Genomic DNA, 16,881 nt, shown 5'->3' on the forward strand with positions numbered 1-16,881 from the left:
CCGCGCCAACGCCGCGGGAAGCGGGGCCTCTTGCTGCACTCTTCGGGGCTTGACGGTACGGTCATGCGGAACCGGACACCGGTTCGCCGCCCCCGGCGCAGCAAGGCGCGGGGCGCACAAGCTTGATCGAGAGCGGGGAACGTTGAGCGATCCGAATCCGTACGCGGACGACTCAGGCAGGTGGGGACCTCCCCAGCAGCCGGGCAATCCGCCCACCGTCCCGGACGCCCAGGGGTACGGCTACCCGGGTGCGGGCACGCCGAGCCCGGGCACGCCGACGTACGGCTACCCGCAGCAGCTGCCCGACCCCGCGCCCGGTTACGGCTACCCGAACGCCAACCAGCCGCCCCTGCCCGGTTACGGCTTCCCGCCGCAGCAGGGCCCGGGGGCCGGCGGCGGTGCACCGATGCTGTCGTTCGGCGACATCACCGTCATGAACGACTCGATCGTGACGCCGTCCGGCACGATGCCCCTCAAGGGCGCGGTGTGGACGGCCACCGACATGTCGCGCACCGAGGAGAAGATCCCGACGGTCGCGATCGTGCTCGCGATCATCTTCGCCCTGCTCTGCCTGATCGGGCTGCTCTTCCTCCTGATGAAGGAGAAGAAGACGACCGGCTTCATCCAGGTCTCGGTCACCAGCGGCGGCCGGCACCATTCGACGATGATCGCGGCGACGGGCCCGGAGACCTTCCAGATGGTGATGGCCCAGATCAACACGGCGCGTTCGCTGAGCATCTGACGGTCAGTAGGCGGGCGGCGGAACGGGGGCGGGGCCGGGCGCCGGCAACGCCCCTCCCGGCATTGTGGCGCAGGGCCGTTCAGGCAGCGCAGGTCCCGGCGCCACTCAATCCCACGGGGCGCCGTCCCGGTCCTCCGCGACGACCATGATGCGCCGCAACATGTCGTTGAGCAGGGTGCGTTCGTCGCGGTCGAGGACGCCGAGCAGCCGGTACTCCTCGTGGCCGAGGAAGTCCATCGCGCCGAGCCAGGTCGAGCGGCCCTCCTCGGTGAGTTCCACGTTGACCCGTCGCCGGTCCGTGGTCGACGGCGTACGCCGGACGAAGCCGCGCCGTTCGAGCGCGTCCAGCCGGCCGGTGACGGAGGCGGGGGCCAGGTCGAGGTCGGCGGCGAGCTCGGAGGGGGCCGCCCTTCCGCCGCGTCCGGCGAGCTTGTGGAGCGTGTCGAACTCCTGGCGGTCCAGGTCGAAGTCGACCAGGGACTGTTCGCGCACCCGGCGCAGATGGACGGAGAGCTTCTTCATACGGGTCACCGCACCCTCGACATCGGGATCGAGGTCGGGAAGCACGGGCTTCCACCGCTCCACATGTCCGTCGGTCCAGTCGCTTCGCTCCATGAGGAAAGGGTACGCCCGGAGCCTCGATGTACTTCGGTGTCAGATATTTCGTTGACGAATAATTCGGTGTCGAAATAGATTCCTGCGCATGCCGCATCCCCTGCGCACGCGCGCTTTCCGCCTGCTCTTCATCGGACGCACCCTCTCCCTCCTCGGCGACGCCGCCATCCCCACCGCACTCTCGCTCGCCGTCTATCTGGCCACCGGCTCGACGGCCGCCCTCGCCCTGGTCCTGGCGTGCGCGATGGTGCCCAAACTGATCCTGCTGCCGCTCGGCGGCGTCGTCGGCGACCGATTCAACGCCCGTACGGTCGCGCTCACCACCGATCTCGTACGGTGCACGACCCAGCTCTTCGTCGGGCTGGAGCTGCTCGGCGGCGCGCCCCAGCTGTGGCAGATCGCCGTCGCCGAGGCGATCGGCGGCGCGGCGAGCGCGTTCGCCATGCCGACCGCGTCGCCGCTGATCATCGGCACCGTGGAAGCGCCGGGACTCCTGAGCGCCAACTCTCTGATGGCCGTCGTGAACAGCGCGACCCGGGTGGCCGGCCCCGCCCTCGGGGGAACCCTGATCCTCACCGCAGGTCCGGGCTGGGCCTTCGTGCTGGACGGCGCGAGCTTCGCGGTGAGCGCCGCGCTGTTGTCCGCCACCAAGGTCCGGCACGTGCCGATCCCGCGCCGATCGGTGCTCAGCGACCTCAAGGAGGGCTGGAGCGAGGTCCGCAGCCGCGACTGGTACTGGACAAGCCTGATCGCCCATGCCGCCTGGAACGGCGCGGCGGCCGTGTTGATGACCCTGGGCCCGGCCCTCGCCGTACGGGAGATGGGCGGCAAGACCGTCTGGATCGCCCTGCTCCAGACCGGTGCGATCGGCCTGCTGCTCGGCTCACTGCTGGCCGGCCGCGCCCGCCCGCGCCGCCCGGTCCTGGTCGCCAACCTGGGACTCGCCACCTACGCGCTCCCGCTCGGCCTCCTCGCGGCGGGCGCGCCGGCTGTGCTGACCATTGCCGCGTACGGCATCGCACAGGCGGGCCTCGGCTTCCTCGGCCCGGTCTGGGGCACCTCGGTCCAGTCCGCGGTGCCCGCGCACGCACTGGCCCGCGTGACGTCGTACGACTGGCTGCTCTCCCTCGCCGCGATGCCGCTCGGCTACGCCCTGGCCCCGCTCGCCGCCTCGGCCTGGGGGGCCGAAGTCCCGCTCGCCGTCGCTGCGGTGGCGGTCGGCGCAGCCTGCCTGGCGACCGCGGCGGTACCGGGCGTACGGCACTTCAAGGCGCCGGCGACGAAGTCCGGGACCGCGCAGAAGGACCACCCCGGAGTACTCGCTTGAACATGTTCAAATACAGGTCTACAGTCCATGACAACAGCTTTTGAACGCGTTCAAGGGAGGGTGGGGCATGGACCTCACTGTTGTCGCGTACGTCATCTACCTGCTGATCAGCGTGGCGCTCACCGTCTGGGTGGCCCGCACACTGAGCCGCAACGGCAAGGTCTTCCTCGCCGACGTCCTGCACGGAAACGAAAAGCTCGCCGAGGCCGTCAACCACCTGCTGGTGGTCGGCTTCTACCTGGTCAACCTGGGCTTCGTCACCCTCTACCTGAAGAACTCCGACGGGGTCGCCGACGCCCGCGGGCTCTTCGAGGCACTCTCGGTGAAGGTCGGCGTCGTCCTGCTCGTCCTCGGAGTGATGCACCTCGGAAACGTCTACGTACTCAACAAGATCCGCCGCCGCGGTCTGATGGAGCGCGAGCAGACCCCGCCCGTACCGCCGCAGGGCTGGACGGGCCCCACCGGCCAAGGCCCGTGGGCCGCACCCGCCGCCGGCCGGTGACCGGGCAGGTCACGGCCCCGTTCGACGGGCGGCCGACGCCTGTCGAACGGCTCACCGTGCTCTACGACGCGCAGTGCTCGCTCTGCGTCCATGTGCGCCACTGGCTGATGAAGCAGCGTCAGCTCGTCCCGCTCGATCTCGTCCCGGCGGCCTCCGAGGAGGCGCGGCGCCGCTTCCCCGGACTCGACCACGCGGGGACGCTCTCCGAGATCACCGTGATCGGCGACCGGGGGCAGGTCTACCGCGGGACCTCCGCCTGGATCGTCTGTCTCTGGGCGCTGGCCGAACACCGGCCCAAGGCCCACTGGCTGGCTACCCCGGCGGGCCTGCCGTTCGCCCGGGCATCGGTGCTGGCCGCCGCGAAGTACCGGTCGGTGACGGCCGCACCCTGCGGCCCCGGGGACGAGGCCTGCCAGGTCCCCGACCTCGAAGGCTAGGGGCACATCCCCCGGTCCGGGCGGATACCCTCGGGGGCGTGGTGAAGGAAGTGAAGGACGTGAAGGAAGTCAAGGCTCCCAAGAGCGAGCAGACCCGCACACTCATCCTCGAAACTGCGCTTCGGCTCTTCGAGGAACGCGGTTACGACAAGACGACGATGCGGGCCATCGCGCAGGAGGCCGGGGTTTCCGTCGGAAACGCCTACTACTACTTCGCCGGGAAGGAACACCTCGTCCAGGGCTTCTACGACCGGCTCGCCGCCGAGCACGAGGCAGCGGTCCAGCCGGTCCTGGCCGGCGACAAGGATCTGGCCGTACGCATCCGCGGGGTGCTGCTCAGCTGGCTCGACGTGGCCGAGCCGTACCACCGCTTCGCCGCCCAGTTCTTCAAGAACGCCGCCGACCCGGAAAGCCCCCTCTCCCCGTTTTCGAAGGAGTCGGTCGCAGCCCGGGAGGCGGCGATCTCCATTCATGAACGGTGCCTGACCGGCTCCAGCACCAAGACCGACCCCGACATGGCGGAAGAGCTGCCGCAGTTGATGTGGCTGATACAGATGGGTCTGGTGCTGTTCTGGGTGTACGACCGGACGGAGGGCGCCGAGCGCAGCCGCCGTCTGGTCGAACGCACCGCCCCGATCGGCGCCCGAGCGATCGCGCTCTCCCGGTTCCGAGTGCTGCGACCGCTCGTGCGTCAGGTCCACGACGTACTGTCGGAGTTCCTGCCCGGGACGGCAGGACAACCGGCCGCGGATCCCGGGACTAGATCCAGTTGAGTTCCCACAGCCGCCAGATGCCCGTGCCGTCCGACAGGTACTGCGAGCCGGAGACTTCGGTCGTGCTGACGACGTAGTCCTTCTTCTGCCACAGCGGTACGAGCGGCACGTCCTCGCCGACCAGGGCCTGAAGGTCCTTGAAGTCGCCCGAGGTGCGGCTGCGGTCGCTGTACTGCAGCGTGGCCGAGATGAGCTGGTCCATCCGCTTGCTGGTGTAGCCGTTGTGAAGGCTGGTGTCGCGGCCGACGAGCGGCTGGCTGAAGGTGTCGGGGTCCGGGTAGTCGGGCAGCCATCCGACGGTGTACGCGTCGTACTTGCCCGCCGCGTACCCCTTCTGGAACTCCTGCCATTCCACAGCCTTGACGGAGACCTTGAACAGTCCGTTCGCCTCCAGCTGGCGGCGCAGCTCGGCGGTCTCCTTGGTGTACGCGTCGTCGGCGCGGTAGGCGAAGTTGATGTGCAGCGGGATCTGCACCCCGGCCTCCTCCATCAGCTTCCTGGCGCGCGCCGGGTCGGGCGTCGGGTAGTCGTCGAAGAACGGCGTGCTGTGCCCGATGTAGCCCTGCGGGATCAGCGAGTAGAGCGGCTCGACGGTGCCCTTGTAGACGTCGGTCACCAGCGGCCCCCGGTCGATGATCGACGCGATGGCCTGCCGGACCTTCTTGTTGGCGAGCGGGGCGCCGGGGCGCACGTTGAAGACCAGGTTGCGGATCTCGGCGCTGTCCGCCTCGGTGACGTGCATGTCGATGTCGGCGGGGTTGAGGTCGGCGAGAGTGTCGGGCGGCAGCTGCCGGTGCGTCACATCGACCTGCCCGGACTTCCAGGCTGCCAGGAGATCGTCCGACTGCTTGTAGTAGCGGATGTTGACCGGGACGCCGGTCTTCTTCAGCGCGCCCTTGTAGTTGGGGTTCGGGACCAGCTGAGCCTCGGTGCCCGGTGCGTACGACTTCAGGATGTACGGCCCCGAACCGTCGACCGTGTTCCCGGCGCGGAGCTTGTCCGCCGGGTACTGGTCGTGGTCGACGATCGAACCGGCCCCGGTGGCGAGCTTCTGCGGGAAGGTCGCGTCGCGCGAGGAGAGGTTGAAGGTGATCGTGCGGCCTTCGGACACCACGTTCTTGAGGCTGGGGAACAGCACCGAGGGGCCGACGTCCGTCTTGATCCTGATCATGCGCTCGATGGAGTACTCGACATCGGCGGCGGTGACCTTCCGGCCACTGGCGAAGGTCAGATCGTCGCGCAGCTTGCACTGGTACGTCTGCAGCTTCTGGCCGATGAACCCACAGCTCTCGGCGGCGTCCGGCTCGGGGACGATCGCCCCGGACTTGAACGTCAGGAGGGACTGGTAGACGTTGCTGTACATCGCCCAGGAACCGGCGTCGTAGGCACCGGCCGGGTCGAGTGAGGTCACCTCGTCCGTCGTGCCGACCGTGATCGGATCCTTCTTCGCCTCGTCCGAGGGAAGCAACTGCCAGGCGCCGACGCCTGCGATGACCAAAACCGCGAAAATCGCGAGAATCCGTACCCGGATCGACCGCATTGCCGTGCTCTCCCTTACCAGCCCCACCCGGGCAGATGTGCTCAGAAACGCACATCACCACATGCTCGAACTCACCCAATCACACGATTTTCACATCCGGAAGAGGAAATCTGTACTTCTTAGCCAATTCTTTGGCAGTTGAAACCTCCGATGGGCCGAACGGCCGAAAAGGTGGAGGTGCTGTGCGGTTGTGCGGGGGCCGCGACTACGCCTGTCGGGAGGCGAGCTGCACGACGGTGATGTCCGAGGGGGCGCCGACCCGCACCGGCGGACCCCAGGCGCCCGCGCCCCGCGAGACGTACAGCTGGGTGTCGCCGTAGCGTTCGAGCCCGGCGACCGTGGGGTTGGCCAGTTCGGCGAGGTAGTTGCCCGGCCAGAGCTGGCCGCCGTGGGTGTGGCCGGAGAGCTGGAGGTCCACCCCGTGCGCGACCGCGTCGTCGATGACGACGGGCTGGTGGGCGAGGAGGACGGAGGCGCGGGTACGGTCCCGGTCGCCGAGGGCGCGCTCGAAATCGGGGCCCTGCCCCTCGCTCTCCCCGGCAACGTCGTTGACCCCGGCCAGATCGAAGCCGTCTATCTCGACCCGCGCGTTCTCCAGTGGGTGAAGCCCCAATTCCCTTACGTGATCAACCCATTGGGCCGCACCGGAGAAGTACTCGTGATTGCCGGTGACGAAGAACGCCCCATGGCGGGCAGTCAGTCCCGCCAGCGGCTCGGCAGCCGGTCCGAGGTCGGCGACGGTTCCGTCGACGAGATCGCCGACGACAGCGATCAGATCGGGCTGCGTCCGGTTGATCGTGTCGACGATCCGCTGGGTGTGGGCGCGGCCCAGGATGGGGCCGAGATGGATGTCGCTGACGACGGCGATCCGGAAGCCGTGCGCGGACCGGGGCAGTTTGGCGAGCGGGACGGTGACCCGCTTGACGCGCGGGCCGCGGAGCACGCCGTACGTGCCGTATCCGACGGTACCGAGCCCGGCGACGGCGGCAGCGCCTCCTACGGCCCGCGCCACGAACAGGCGACGGGACGGATGGGTGGCCGCCGATGGCGGGGCGGGGGCTTCGACGACGAGGGTGGCCGGGGCCGCAGGAGCTCCACTCGCGGCCGCTTCGGCCGGAGATGAGCCCATATCAGCCGCATCGCTCCCGGCACCGGCCCTGCCGGCCGTACGGCCATCCGTCGCGCGGCGCGCGAGCACCCACCGCAGAACCGGCCGTACCGCCTCACCCACCAGCAGAGCCAGCGTCAGATACAGGAGCGCCGCCAGCCAGAGAAAGCCCGGCCAGGCCAGCGTCTGCTGCAGCCGGAACGGCGCGCCCGCGCGCCCGGAGACCAGAGCACCGATGCTCAACAGCGGCAGCAGCCAGGCCGCCACGGTGCCCGCCCGGCGCAGCGCGCTGCCCGGCGCCGTCGTGTCGCCGACAAGACGACGCCACACATAGCGGTGCACGCCGACCAGCAGCGCGAGGACCGCGACCGCGGCCAGAACGAAGACCAGTGCCACTTGCGCTCCCACTCCGGTACCGCACGCCTGTGTTTCGTACGCCTATGTCCGGTCGCCGCGCGGCCGGTTATGCACGTTCGCGGCGCAGAGCCCTGAGTCCGCGCAACCCGATCACACCGACCGCCGTCCCCAGAAGAAAGGACGTGATGGCGAGCAGCAGATGCACCCAGAAGTACGCAGTCGGGTCACCCGCGTCGTCGAAGGCAAGCCCACTGCCGTCTTTCCATAGATTCTTGGCGAAAGTGACCCAAATGCACCAGCTCCACACCCCGAAGGCGAGCAGGAACCAGGAGACGGGGCGGGTGAGCTTCATGAATCCAGTATCGCCACCGCGCTCCGGCCGGGGCGCTCGGGGTGGACTGTCCCGGCGTTCCGGTCGGCCGGTCCGGCGGTCCGCATCCCCCTCCACATCATCAGCCTGTACGTTTCCGACCGTGCCTGCTCTGAAAAAGACCGCGTTGATGGTCACCTCTGCCGTCCTGCTGTCCACCTTTGTCGTCGGCCCCGCGTCAGCGGTCGGCAAGGACACCACCGACGACCCGAAGCCGACCGCCCCGATGTCGAAGGTCGGCGGCGAGCGGCTCGGCCTCGTCGGCACCCAGGTCGATCTGGGGCCGGACGCCCCGGTGCTGCCGAAGGACCTCACCGGACGGTCCTGGATCGTCGCGGACGCGGAGAGCGGCGAGGTGCTCGCCTCGCACAACTCGCACTGGCGGCTGCCCCCGGCCTCCACGCTGAAGATGCTGTTCGCGGACACGGTCATGGACGCGCCCGAGCTCCAGCCGAAGACCCTGAAGCACAAGGTGACGAACAAGGATCTCGCCGACGTCGGTGAGGGCAGCAGCCTGGTCGGCGTCAAGGAGCGCCTGACGTACACGGTCCACGACCTGTGGCTCGGCGTCTTCCTGCGCTCCGGCAACGACGCGGTGCATGTGCTGTCCTCGATGTACGGCGGCGTCCCCAAGACCGTCACCGCCATGCAGGAGCACGCCGAGGAGTTGCAGGCCCTCGACACACACGTCGTGTCGCCCGACGGCTACGACGCCCCTGGCCAAGTCTCCAGCGCGTACGACCTCACGCTGTTCGCCCGCAGCGGACTGCAGAAGGAGGACTTCCGCGAGTACTGCTCGACTGCCACGGCCGAATTCCCCGGCGAGAAGAAGGCCGGCAAGAAGCGCGAGGCCTTCCAGATCCAGAACACCAACCGGCTGCTCACCGGTGGCGTCGGCGTCGAGCCGTACAAGGGCATCGCGGGCGTCAAGAACGGCTACACCACTCACGCGGGCAACACCTTCACCGGTGTCGCCGAGCGCAACGGCAAGGTGCTGCTCGTCACCGTCATGAACCCGAAGTCCGATGAGAGGCACGCCGTCTACAAGGAGGCCGCGAGCCTGCTCGACTGGGGCTTCGACGCAGCCGGCAAGGTGACCCCGGTCGGCGAACTGGTCCCCCCGAAGTCCGCGCAGACCGGAACCGGCAAGGGCATGGAATCGGGCGGCGGAGAGGGCGCGGCGGGCGCCAACGGCGCGGCGAACAAGGGCGAGCACGGTTCGGGCACCACCAAGGCGGCCGCGGCCGGTGCGGGCTCCAGCGGGGTCGGGATCGCGCTCGGGATCGTCGGCGGGGTCCTGGCGCTGCTGGCCGGCGGGGTGTTCCTGGTCAACCGGCGCTGGCCGCTGCCGGACCTGGTGCGCCGCCTTCCTCGCCGCTGACGTCCGCGGCGCCCTCCTTCGTCTGCCGCCTGCTCGGCGTCGCCGTCCAGGCGGCGCAGAACAGCAGCAGTTTCGCGGTGAAGTTGATCCACAGCAGGAGGGCGATCGGTACGCCGAAGGCGCCGTACATGCTCTTCGACGCGACGCTCTTCATATAGCTGCCGAGCAGCAGCTTGAGGAGTTCGAAGCCGATCGCGCCGATCACCGCGGCGGTCACCAGCCTGCGGTGCGGCGGCTTGACGCCGGGCAGCAGCGTCAGCAGATAGAGCAGCAGCAGGAAGTCGGCCAGGGCCGCCACCAGCAGGGCAGCGGTCTGCAGCAGCACCCCGCCGGCCCCCCGGTCGGAGATGCCCACCAGCCGGGCGGTCCAGCCGACCGCGGTGGAGCCGGCCGTGGAGGCGGCGAGGGTGACGAGCGCCGCCCCGCCGAGGCCTACCAGCAGTCCGGCGTCCTTGAGCTTACGGACGACCGGATTGCCCTGGTCCACGTCGTCCAACTCCCAGACCGCGCGCAGACAGTCGCGCATCGCACCGATCCAGCCGACACCGGTGAAGAGCAACAGCACACCGGCGACCAACCCGACCGTCCCCGCGTGGGCCACCAGACCGGCGATGCCGAGCTGATCGGAGATGCCGGGCACCTGCTCGGCGACCTTGTCCTCGATCTTGTTCAGCTGCTCGGTGGAGAGCATCGCGGCGCCGATCGCCGCGGCGACCGCGATCAGCGGGAAGAGCGCCAGGAAGCTGATGAAGGTGATCGCAGCGGCGAGCCTGGCCCAGTGGACCCGGTCGAGCCTTTCGTACGAGCGCCAGGCGTGCGTCGTCATCAGCCAGGAGACCGGTGGCCCGATGACGGGGAGTTTCTTCAGCCAGTCCATGACGTGCGCGTACCCTCCTGGGCGCGAAAAACCGGTGAGTGGCCCCCACTGCACTCTTCTGGTCGGCGGCGGACGTTTCGCATCCTGAATGGATGACACTCTTTCAACCACCCATTTCGGTGAGTGTTGTAACAAATCCCTCAAAGGTGTTTTCCCGGACGATACGGTCACCACCATGTCCGTCGACACCGTGTCCCTGACCGGCTGGGGCCGCACCGCCCCGACGACCGCACTGCGGTTCCGCCCCCGTACGTACGAGGAGGCGGCGGTCGCGGTGCGGGGCTGCGGACCCCGTGGTTCCATCGCCCGCGGCCTCGGCCGGGCCTACGGCGACGCGGCGCAGAACGCGGGCGGCTCCGTACTCGACATGACCGCGCTGAACCGGATCCGTACCATCGACGCCGCAGCCGGCCTGGTGGTGTGCGACGCGGGCGTGAGCCTGCACCGGCTGATGGAAGTGCTGCTGCCGCTCGGCTGGTTCGTGCCGGTGACCCCGGGGACCCGTTACGTCACGGTGGGCGGCGCGATCGGCGCCGACATCCACGGCAGGAACCAGCATGTCTGCGGCTCCTTCTCCCGACACGTACGGGCCATGGAGCTGCTCACCGCCGACGGCACGATCCGGACGGTCCGGCCCGGCGCCGACCTCTTCGACGCGACCGCGGGAGGCCTGGGACTGACCGGGGTGATCCTGTCGGCCACGCTCCAGTTCCACCCCGTCGCGACGTCACTCATGGCGGTCGACACCGAACGGACCGTCGATCTGGACGACTTGATGGCCCGGCTCACCGCCTCCGACCACCGCTACCGCTACTCGGCCGCCTGGATCGACCTCCTCGCCCGCGGCCGGGCGACCGGGCGCTCCGTACTGACCCGCGGGGAGCACGCACCCCTGCATGTGCTCCCGGCGCGCGACCGGCGCACACCGCTCATGTTCCGCCCGGGCCGGCTGCCCGCGGCGCCTGCGTTCGTACCGGACAGGCTGCTCGGCCGTACCTCCGTCGCCCTGTTCAACGAGCTCTGGTACCGCAGAGCCCCCAAGTTCCGCACCGGTGAACTCCAGAAGCTGTCCACGTACTTCCACCTGCTGGACGCCGTACCGCACTGGAACCGGGTCTACGGCCGCGGCGGCTTCGTGCGGTACCAGTTCGTCGTCGGACACGGACAGGAGGAGGCGCTGCGCCGCATCGTCCGGCGGATCTCGCAGCGCCGCTGCCCGTCGTTCCTCGCCGTGCTCAAGCGGTTCGGGGACGGTGATCCTGGCTGGCTGTCCTTCCCGATGCCGGGCTGGACGCTCGCCCTCGATCTGCCTGCCGCCCTGCCGGGCCTGGCCCGCTTCCTCGACGGGCTGGACGAGGAAGTGGCAGCGGCGGGCGGCCGCGTCTGCCTGGCGAAGGACTCCAGGCTGCGCCCCGAGACGCTGGCCGCCATGTATCCGCGACTGCCCGAATTCCTGGCGCTGCGCGCCGAGCTGGACCCGAACGGGGCGTTCCGTTCGGACCTCTCCCGCCGCCTCGCGCTCTGAGCCCGTGCTGCGCCCGCCGGCTCTTCTTCCCCTCCGCCTCTCACCAATTCGCTGTCCGCCGCCCCCGCTAGGAGTGTTTTCGTGAAGGACGCCTTCGGTGCCCCGCAGTCCCTGCTCTTGCTCGGTGGCACGTCCCGGATCGGGCTGGCGACCGCGCGTCGTCTGATCGCCCGCCGCACCCGCACGGTCTGGCTGGCCGGACGCCCCTCGCCCGGACTGGAGTCGGCCGCGGCGGAACTGCGCGCCCTGGGCGCGCACGTCCGTACCGTCGACTTCGACGCCCTGGACTCCGAGTCCCACGAGACCGCCCTCGGCAAGATCTTCACCGAGGGCGACATCGACATGGTGCTGCTCGCGTTCGGCATCCTCGGGGATCAGGAGCGCGACGAGGAGGAACCGCTCTCCGCGGTACGGGTCGCCCAGACCAACTACACGGGGGCGGTCTCCGCCGGCCTGGTGTGCGCCGGCGCGCTCCAGGAGCAGGGTCACGGATCGCTGGTGGTGCTGTCCTCGGTGGCCGGCGAGCGGGCCCGCCGCGCCGACTTCATCTACGGATCGAGCAAGGCGGGACTGGACGCGTTCGCCCAGGGGCTGGGCGACGCTCTGCACGGCACCGGAGTGCACGTGATGGTCGTACGCCCCGGCTTCGTACGGTCGAAGACGACGGCGGGGGTGGCCGGGTCCCGGTTCGCGACGACCCCGGAGGCGGTCGCGGACGCGATCGTGACGGGGCTGCGGAGGCGCTCGGAGACAGTGTGGGTACCGGGGGCGCTGCGGGTCGTGATGTCGGCGCTGCGCCATGTGCCGCGGCCGCTCTTCCGGCGTCTTCTAGTCTGAGCGGCGCGGTTACGGGGTCCGGCAGACCGTGGAAGCGCGGTCGGCCGGCACCTGCGGCCTCAGGGCTGCAGGGACGGCTCGTCCACGGAACTGCCGCCCTGCGCGGGTACCGCGGGAGCAGATCCCTCCGCCCCGAACGGGAACTCGTTGATCTTGCGCCAGACGGCGTCCGGACCCTGCTCGTACAGCGCGAAGGAACCGCAGGTCCAGGAAGCCTCGTAGTCGGAGAGCTCCGCGTACGCCCGGTCCATCGCCTCCTCGGCGATGTCGTGCGCCACGGTCACATGCGGGTGGTACGGGAACTGCAGCTCGCGCATCAGCGGGCCGGACGCGTCGCGCACCCGCTTCTGCAGCCAGGCGCACGCCGACGCGCCCTCGACGACCTGGACGTAGACGACCGGCGTCAGGGGGCGGAAGGTCCCCGTCCCGGACAGCCGCATCGGAAAGGGGCGGCCGCCGGTCGCGATCTGGGCAAGATGCCGTTCGACCGCGGGCAGGTCGGCCGCCTCGGCCTCGGTCGGCGGGAGAAGGGTGACGTGGGTGGGAATGCCGTATGCGGCAGGGTCCCCGAAGCTCGCGCGCCGCTCCTGGAGCAGGCTGCCGTAGGGCTCCGGGACCGCGATCGAAACGCCGAGCGTTACGGTCCCCACGTCGTTCTCCTCAATCTTCGAAGGTCGATGGCCGGCTTCGCGCCGTCACCGGAGTCGGTTTCCCGTCGCCAGTGTGCCGCCTGCGGCCACCGTCCCGCCAGGGTCCTTGGACTCAGTGCTTCGCGGGCAGAAAGCCCATCCGGTCGTAGGTCAGCGCCAGGGTCTCGGCGGCCACCGCTCGGGCCTTCTCCGCGCCCTTGGCCAGGATCGAGTCCAGCGACTCGGGGTCGTCAAGATACTCCTGGGTGCGGCTCCGGAACGGTGTGACGAACTCGACCATCACCTCTGCGAGGTCGGTCTTCAACGCACCGTAACCCTTGCCCTCGTACTTCTGCTCCAGATCCTCGATACCGGATCCGGTGAGGGTGGAGTAGATGGTCAGGAGGTTGCTGACGCCCGGCTTCTCGGCGCGGTCGAAGCGGATGACCGTGTCCGTGTCGGTGACCGCGCTCTTGACCTTCTTGGCCGTGGCCTTCGGCTCGTCGAGGAGGTTGATCAGCCCCTTCGGGGTGGCCGCCGACTTGCTCATCTTGGACGACGGGTCCTGAAGATCGAAGATCTTCGCCGTCTCCTTGAGGATGTACGGGTCCGGGATGGTGAAGGTCGCACCGAACCGGGCGTTGAAGCGCTCGGCGAGGTCGCGGGTGAGCTCGATGTGCTGACGCTGGTCCTCGCCGACCGGGACCTGGTTGGCCTGGTAGAGCAGGATGTCCGCGACCTGGAGGACCGGGTAGGTGAAGAGCCCGACGGTGGCCCGGTCGGCGCCCTGCTTCGCGGACTTGTCCTTGAACTGCGTCATCCGGGATGCCTCGCCGAAGCCCGTGAGGCAGTTCATCACCCAGCCGAGCTGGGCGTGCTCGGGGACATGGCTCTGGACGAAGAGCGTGCAGCGTTCCGGGTCGAGTCCGGCGGCGAGCAGCTGGGCGGCGGCGAGCCGGGTGTTCGCACGCAGCTCGACGGGGTCCTGCGGAATGGTGATCGCATGCAGGTCCACGACCATGTAGAAGGCGTCGTGGGACTCCTGCAGCGCCACCCACTGGCGGACCGCACCGAGGTAGTTGCCGAGGTGGAACGAGCCTGCGGTGGGCTGGATTCCGGAGAGCACGCGGGGGCGTTCAGAGGCCATGAAACTCATTGTCTCAGGTACGGAACCGATCTCCGGCAGCCGGTGTATGAAAGGTGTGAGGACGCAGGAGGGGGCCCTGCAGAGGGGCCGGGAGGGGGGCCGCGCCGTCGACGACGGGGGTACGGACCGCGCTCTCGGGCGTGCCGAGGGGCAGGTGGAGGGGCGGACCGGGAAGCAGGCCGGGACTCGGGCCGAGGCGGCGGCGAGAGCGCCGGCCGAGGGCGAGGCGGCGGTGATCGCTCGTGTGCGCGCCGGGGAGGCAGAGGCATACGCGCAGCTCGTGCGCGCCCACACGGGCGTCGCCCTGCGGGCCGCGGTCGCCTTCGGGGCGGAGGCCGACGCGGAGGATGTGGTGCAGTCGGCCTTCTTCAAGGCGTACCAGTCGCTGGGCCGTTTCCGGGAGGGTGCGGCATTCCGGCCATGGCTGCTGCGGATCGTGGTGAACGAGACGAGGAACACAGTCCGGTCGGCGGGCCGGGCGCGGGCGGTGGCCGGGCGCGAGGCGATATTGCGGGGCGCCGATCCGGTGATACCGGAGTCGGCGGATCCGGCGGTGGCGGCGCTCGCGCAGGAGCGGCGGACGCTGCTGACAGCCGCGCTCGACGAGCTGAGCGAGGAGCATCGTCGGGTCGTCACGTACCGCTACCTGCTGGAGATGGACGAGGCGGAGACGGCACAGGCCCTGGGCTGGCCACGGGGGACGGTGAAGTCCCGGCTCAACCGCGCCTTGAAAAAGCTGGAGAAGAAGCTCGGGACGACTGCGGACGGTCGAGGGGCGGACAGGCGAGAGGCGGGAGGGGGTGAGGGGCATGAGTGACGCGGAGCGGGGGCGTGGCGGTGACCGGGCGCGCCTGCGGGCGGAGCTGCTGGCGCTGGGGCGCGGGATGGATGTGCCGGAGCGCGATCCGGAGGGCTCCGGGCTGACGATGGCGGAGCGGGTGCTGGCGCAGATCGTCGCGGAGGCGGTCCCGGTGCCCGTTCCTCCGGGGCGGCTGAAGCGGGCCGGGGCGTGGGTGCGGAGGCGGGCCCGCCTGCTGGCCGCGGCCCTCTCGGGGGTCCTGGTCGTGCTGGTGCTGACGCCTCCGGTGCGGGCGACGGTCGCGGACTGGTTCGGCTTCGGCGGGGTCGAGGTGCGGTACGACCCGTCCGCGCCGGCCCCCGAGCGGCCGGGTGCGCCGGTGCCTGGCTGTGACACCCCGGTGACGCTGACGGAGGCGGCGCGGCGGTCGGGCTTCCGGCCGGTCGTACCGCCGGCGCTCGGCGCACCGGCAGCGGTGGCCTTGACGGAACTGCCGGAGGGCCGGTCCATGGTCACCCTGTGCTGGCGGGAGAACGGGCGGACGGTACGGCTCGACGAGTTCTTGTCGAGACTCGATCCGTACTTCACGAAGCAGGTGCGGGAGCAGCCGGAGTGGCTGAAGGTCTACGACGGCCGTGGCGGCCGGGTGGACGGGCTGTGGTTCGCCCGGCCACATGTGCTGCGCTTCGGCATGGTCGACGGGGACGGCAACCGGTGGACGCGGTCGCAACGGACGGCTGGGCCCACCCTGTTGTGGGTCAAGGACGATCGGCTGACACTGCGGCTGGAGGGCGTGGACGCGCGGGAGCGGGCCCGCGCGGTCGCCAAGTCCACGCTCGGACGGGCCGGCGATCGATAGGCCTGGGATCGGTGGGCGCCGGAGCGGAACCTGCAGGGCTCGAGCGGTGTACCAGAAGTGACGCGGTACGGACGGGCCGTAGCGCACAGGGCGAGAGCACAAAAGGGGGACGTCATGGGAAAGCCGGGAAGCCTGTTGATGCGAGGGCCGGGGGTGCGTTCCGTGCAACGGCAGGAGGGCCGGTTCAGGCGGCGGCCGGGGGCCCGGTTGCTGCGGCGGTCGGCCGTGCTTGCGGTGGTGTGGGGGCTGAGTCTCTGCCTCGCGCCGAGTGCGGTGGCGGGCGGATCGACAACCGTGCTCGTCTCCTCGCCCGACAGCGGGGAGGCGACCGCACTCTCCGTCTCGGATCCGAGATATGCCGAGCTGGAGACCCTGCTGGGCCCGGCCGGAAAAGGCGCCAAGCAGCGGCCGCAGAGCATGGACGCGGCTATGGGGACCCGGCAGATCAATGTGACCTGGATGGTCCTGGATCTGGAGCCGATGCGGACCGACCGCGTCTTCCCGGGCGACGATCCGGACACCATATGGATACACACGGCGTCCGAAGTCCCCTATACCTTCCGCGGGTACTGGCACCGGGCGAAGAATCCGGCGGGGCTGGTCAAGCTGTTCACGGAGCTCGGGCTGATGGGGAAGACGAGCAACCAGGACGCGTACGCGAGGGTGTTCCCACAGGCCTGGGACAACAGGAAGGTCGCCGCCCCGATGGACCCACTGGCCGGCCTCGCATCGGAACCGGAGACTTCCCCGTCCGCTCCCCCGTCGGCTTCTGCGGACACCGCCAGGGCCTCCGGCTCCTCCGATCGCTTCGACGGTGTGTGGTGGGCCGTACCCGGGCTGGTGGCGGGGGCGGCGCTCGCTCTGGCCCTGCGCCCCCTGGCAGCTCGCCGGCCTGGTGACGGCGGGGGTGGCGGAGGCTGGGGCAGCCGCGAGAGCGGCCCACGTCAGGAGCTCCTGGACCTCTGACTGCGCTATCTCACGGGCGCGCCACGGATTGAAGGTTTCCTCCCCGGAGATCCGACCGACGATACAAAGTGGGCACCACCCCAGCCCACG

Annotated in this window: 18 protein-coding genes; 11 read left to right on the plus strand and 7 right to left on the minus strand. The window is 69.9% G+C overall.

Going from position 1 to position 16,881, the window contains the following annotated elements; translation table 11 throughout:
• Positions 1 to 142 precede the first annotated feature (142 nt).
• Positions 143 to 742 (plus strand): hypothetical protein, encoded by a 600-nt coding sequence (locus tag ACWCP8_RS02495; RefSeq protein ID WP_355995785.1) that lies wholly within the window; start codon positions 143 to 145, stop codon positions 740 to 742.
• A gap of 105 nt (positions 743 to 847) precedes the next feature.
• Here ACWCP8_RS02495 and ACWCP8_RS02500 read toward each other — a convergent pair whose 3' ends face one another.
• On the minus strand, positions 848 to 1,357 hold the full coding sequence (locus ACWCP8_RS02500; protein WP_326605383.1) for a MarR family winged helix-turn-helix transcriptional regulator: 510 nt from the start codon (positions 1,355 to 1,357) through the stop codon (positions 848 to 850).
• 88 nt (positions 1,358 to 1,445) lie between these two features.
• Between ACWCP8_RS02500 and ACWCP8_RS02505 the strand changes: the two genes are divergently transcribed.
• The 4 genes from ACWCP8_RS02505 to ACWCP8_RS02520 all read left to right on the plus strand — a co-directional run bounded on the left by ACWCP8_RS02505 (position 1,446) and on the right by ACWCP8_RS02520 (position 4,396).
• The gene (locus ACWCP8_RS02505; protein WP_352267809.1) at positions 1,446 to 2,684 is read left to right on the plus strand and encodes an MFS transporter; all 1,239 of its coding nucleotides are present in this window, start codon (positions 1,446 to 1,448) and stop codon (positions 2,682 to 2,684) included.
• A gap of 67 nt (positions 2,685 to 2,751) precedes the next feature.
• Entirely contained in the window at positions 2,752 to 3,186 is a 435-nt protein-coding gene (locus tag ACWCP8_RS02510) for a hypothetical protein (protein WP_451113951.1), read from the plus strand.
• On the plus strand, positions 3,183 to 3,623 hold the full coding sequence (locus tag ACWCP8_RS02515; RefSeq protein WP_352267812.1) for a thiol-disulfide oxidoreductase DCC family protein: 441 nt from the start codon (positions 3,183 to 3,185) through the stop codon (positions 3,621 to 3,623). Before ACWCP8_RS02510 ends, ACWCP8_RS02515 begins: the two co-directional genes overlap by 4 nt.
• Positions 3,624 to 3,661: 38 nt before the next feature.
• Positions 3,662 to 4,396: a TetR family transcriptional regulator gene (locus ACWCP8_RS02520; protein ID WP_352267813.1), complete on the plus strand. Its 735-nt coding sequence runs from the start codon at positions 3,662 to 3,664 to the stop codon at positions 4,394 to 4,396.
• On the opposite strand, the gene ACWCP8_RS02525 is transcribed toward ACWCP8_RS02520, so the two are convergent.
• From ACWCP8_RS02525 to ACWCP8_RS02535, 3 genes are all read right to left on the minus strand, one after another.
• Positions 4,383 to 5,936: an ABC transporter substrate-binding protein gene (locus ACWCP8_RS02525; protein ID WP_352267815.1), complete on the minus strand. Its 1,554-nt coding sequence runs from the start codon at positions 5,934 to 5,936 to the stop codon at positions 4,383 to 4,385. The genes ACWCP8_RS02520 and ACWCP8_RS02525 overlap by 14 nt on opposite strands.
• Before the next feature lie 205 nt (positions 5,937 to 6,141).
• Positions 6,142 to 7,434, minus strand: a complete 1,293-nt coding sequence (locus ACWCP8_RS02530) for a metallophosphoesterase (protein WP_352267916.1) — start codon at positions 7,432 to 7,434, stop codon at positions 6,142 to 6,144.
• 73 nt (positions 7,435 to 7,507) lie between these two features.
• A complete protein-coding gene (locus ACWCP8_RS02535; RefSeq protein ID WP_030969050.1) occupies positions 7,508 to 7,753 on the minus strand; it encodes an SCO4848 family membrane protein in 246 nt (81 codons plus the stop codon).
• A 121-nt stretch (positions 7,754 to 7,874) separates the two neighbouring features.
• Here ACWCP8_RS02535 and ACWCP8_RS02540 point away from each other — a divergent pair, with 121 nt between their 5' ends.
• The gene (locus ACWCP8_RS02540; RefSeq protein WP_352267816.1) at positions 7,875 to 9,152 is read left to right on the plus strand and encodes a D-alanyl-D-alanine carboxypeptidase family protein; all 1,278 of its coding nucleotides are present in this window, start codon (positions 7,875 to 7,877) and stop codon (positions 9,150 to 9,152) included.
• Here ACWCP8_RS02540 and ACWCP8_RS02545 read toward each other — a convergent pair.
• A complete protein-coding gene (locus tag ACWCP8_RS02545) occupies positions 9,100 to 10,029 on the minus strand; it encodes a YihY/virulence factor BrkB family protein (RefSeq protein WP_451113952.1) in 930 nt (309 codons plus the stop codon). The genes ACWCP8_RS02540 and ACWCP8_RS02545 overlap by 53 nt on opposite strands.
• A gap of 175 nt (positions 10,030 to 10,204) precedes the next feature.
• Here ACWCP8_RS02545 and ACWCP8_RS02550 point away from each other — a divergent pair, with 175 nt between their 5' ends.
• Both ACWCP8_RS02550 and ACWCP8_RS02555 read left to right on the plus strand, forming a co-directional pair.
• On the plus strand, positions 10,205 to 11,554 hold the full coding sequence (locus tag ACWCP8_RS02550; RefSeq protein WP_382830866.1) for an FAD-binding protein: 1,350 nt from the start codon (positions 10,205 to 10,207) through the stop codon (positions 11,552 to 11,554).
• A gap of 81 nt (positions 11,555 to 11,635) precedes the next feature.
• A complete protein-coding gene (locus ACWCP8_RS02555; RefSeq protein WP_451113953.1) occupies positions 11,636 to 12,391 on the plus strand; it encodes a decaprenylphospho-beta-D-erythro-pentofuranosid-2-ulose 2-reductase in 756 nt (251 codons plus the stop codon).
• A gap of 59 nt (positions 12,392 to 12,450) precedes the next feature.
• Here the strand turns inward: ACWCP8_RS02555 and ACWCP8_RS02560 are convergent, their stop codons facing one another.
• Positions 12,451 to 13,041: a 2'-5' RNA ligase family protein gene (locus ACWCP8_RS02560; protein ID WP_352267821.1), complete on the minus strand. Its 591-nt coding sequence runs from the start codon at positions 13,039 to 13,041 to the stop codon at positions 12,451 to 12,453.
• 112 nt (positions 13,042 to 13,153) lie between these two features.
• The gene (gene trpS / locus ACWCP8_RS02565; RefSeq protein ID WP_352267823.1) at positions 13,154 to 14,167 is read right to left on the minus strand and encodes a tryptophan--tRNA ligase; all 1,014 of its coding nucleotides are present in this window, start codon (positions 14,165 to 14,167) and stop codon (positions 13,154 to 13,156) included.
• A 232-nt stretch (positions 14,168 to 14,399) separates the two neighbouring features.
• Between trpS and ACWCP8_RS02570 the strand changes: the two genes are divergently transcribed.
• The 3 genes from ACWCP8_RS02570 (at position 14,400) to ACWCP8_RS02580 (ending at position 16,791) form a co-directional block, all read left to right on the plus strand.
• A complete protein-coding gene (locus ACWCP8_RS02570; RefSeq protein ID WP_356320577.1) occupies positions 14,400 to 14,984 on the plus strand; it encodes an RNA polymerase sigma factor in 585 nt (194 codons plus the stop codon).
• On the plus strand, positions 14,977 to 15,825 hold the full coding sequence (locus tag ACWCP8_RS02575; RefSeq protein WP_451113954.1) for a hypothetical protein: 849 nt from the start codon (positions 14,977 to 14,979) through the stop codon (positions 15,823 to 15,825). The genes ACWCP8_RS02570 and ACWCP8_RS02575 overlap by 8 nt, the downstream gene beginning before the upstream one ends.
• A gap of 114 nt (positions 15,826 to 15,939) precedes the next feature.
• The gene (locus ACWCP8_RS02580; protein WP_451113955.1) at positions 15,940 to 16,791 is read left to right on the plus strand and encodes a hypothetical protein; all 852 of its coding nucleotides are present in this window, start codon (positions 15,940 to 15,942) and stop codon (positions 16,789 to 16,791) included.
• Positions 16,792 to 16,881 lie beyond the last annotated feature (90 nt).

Source organism: Streptomyces sp. NPDC002206, from assembly GCF_053593595.1.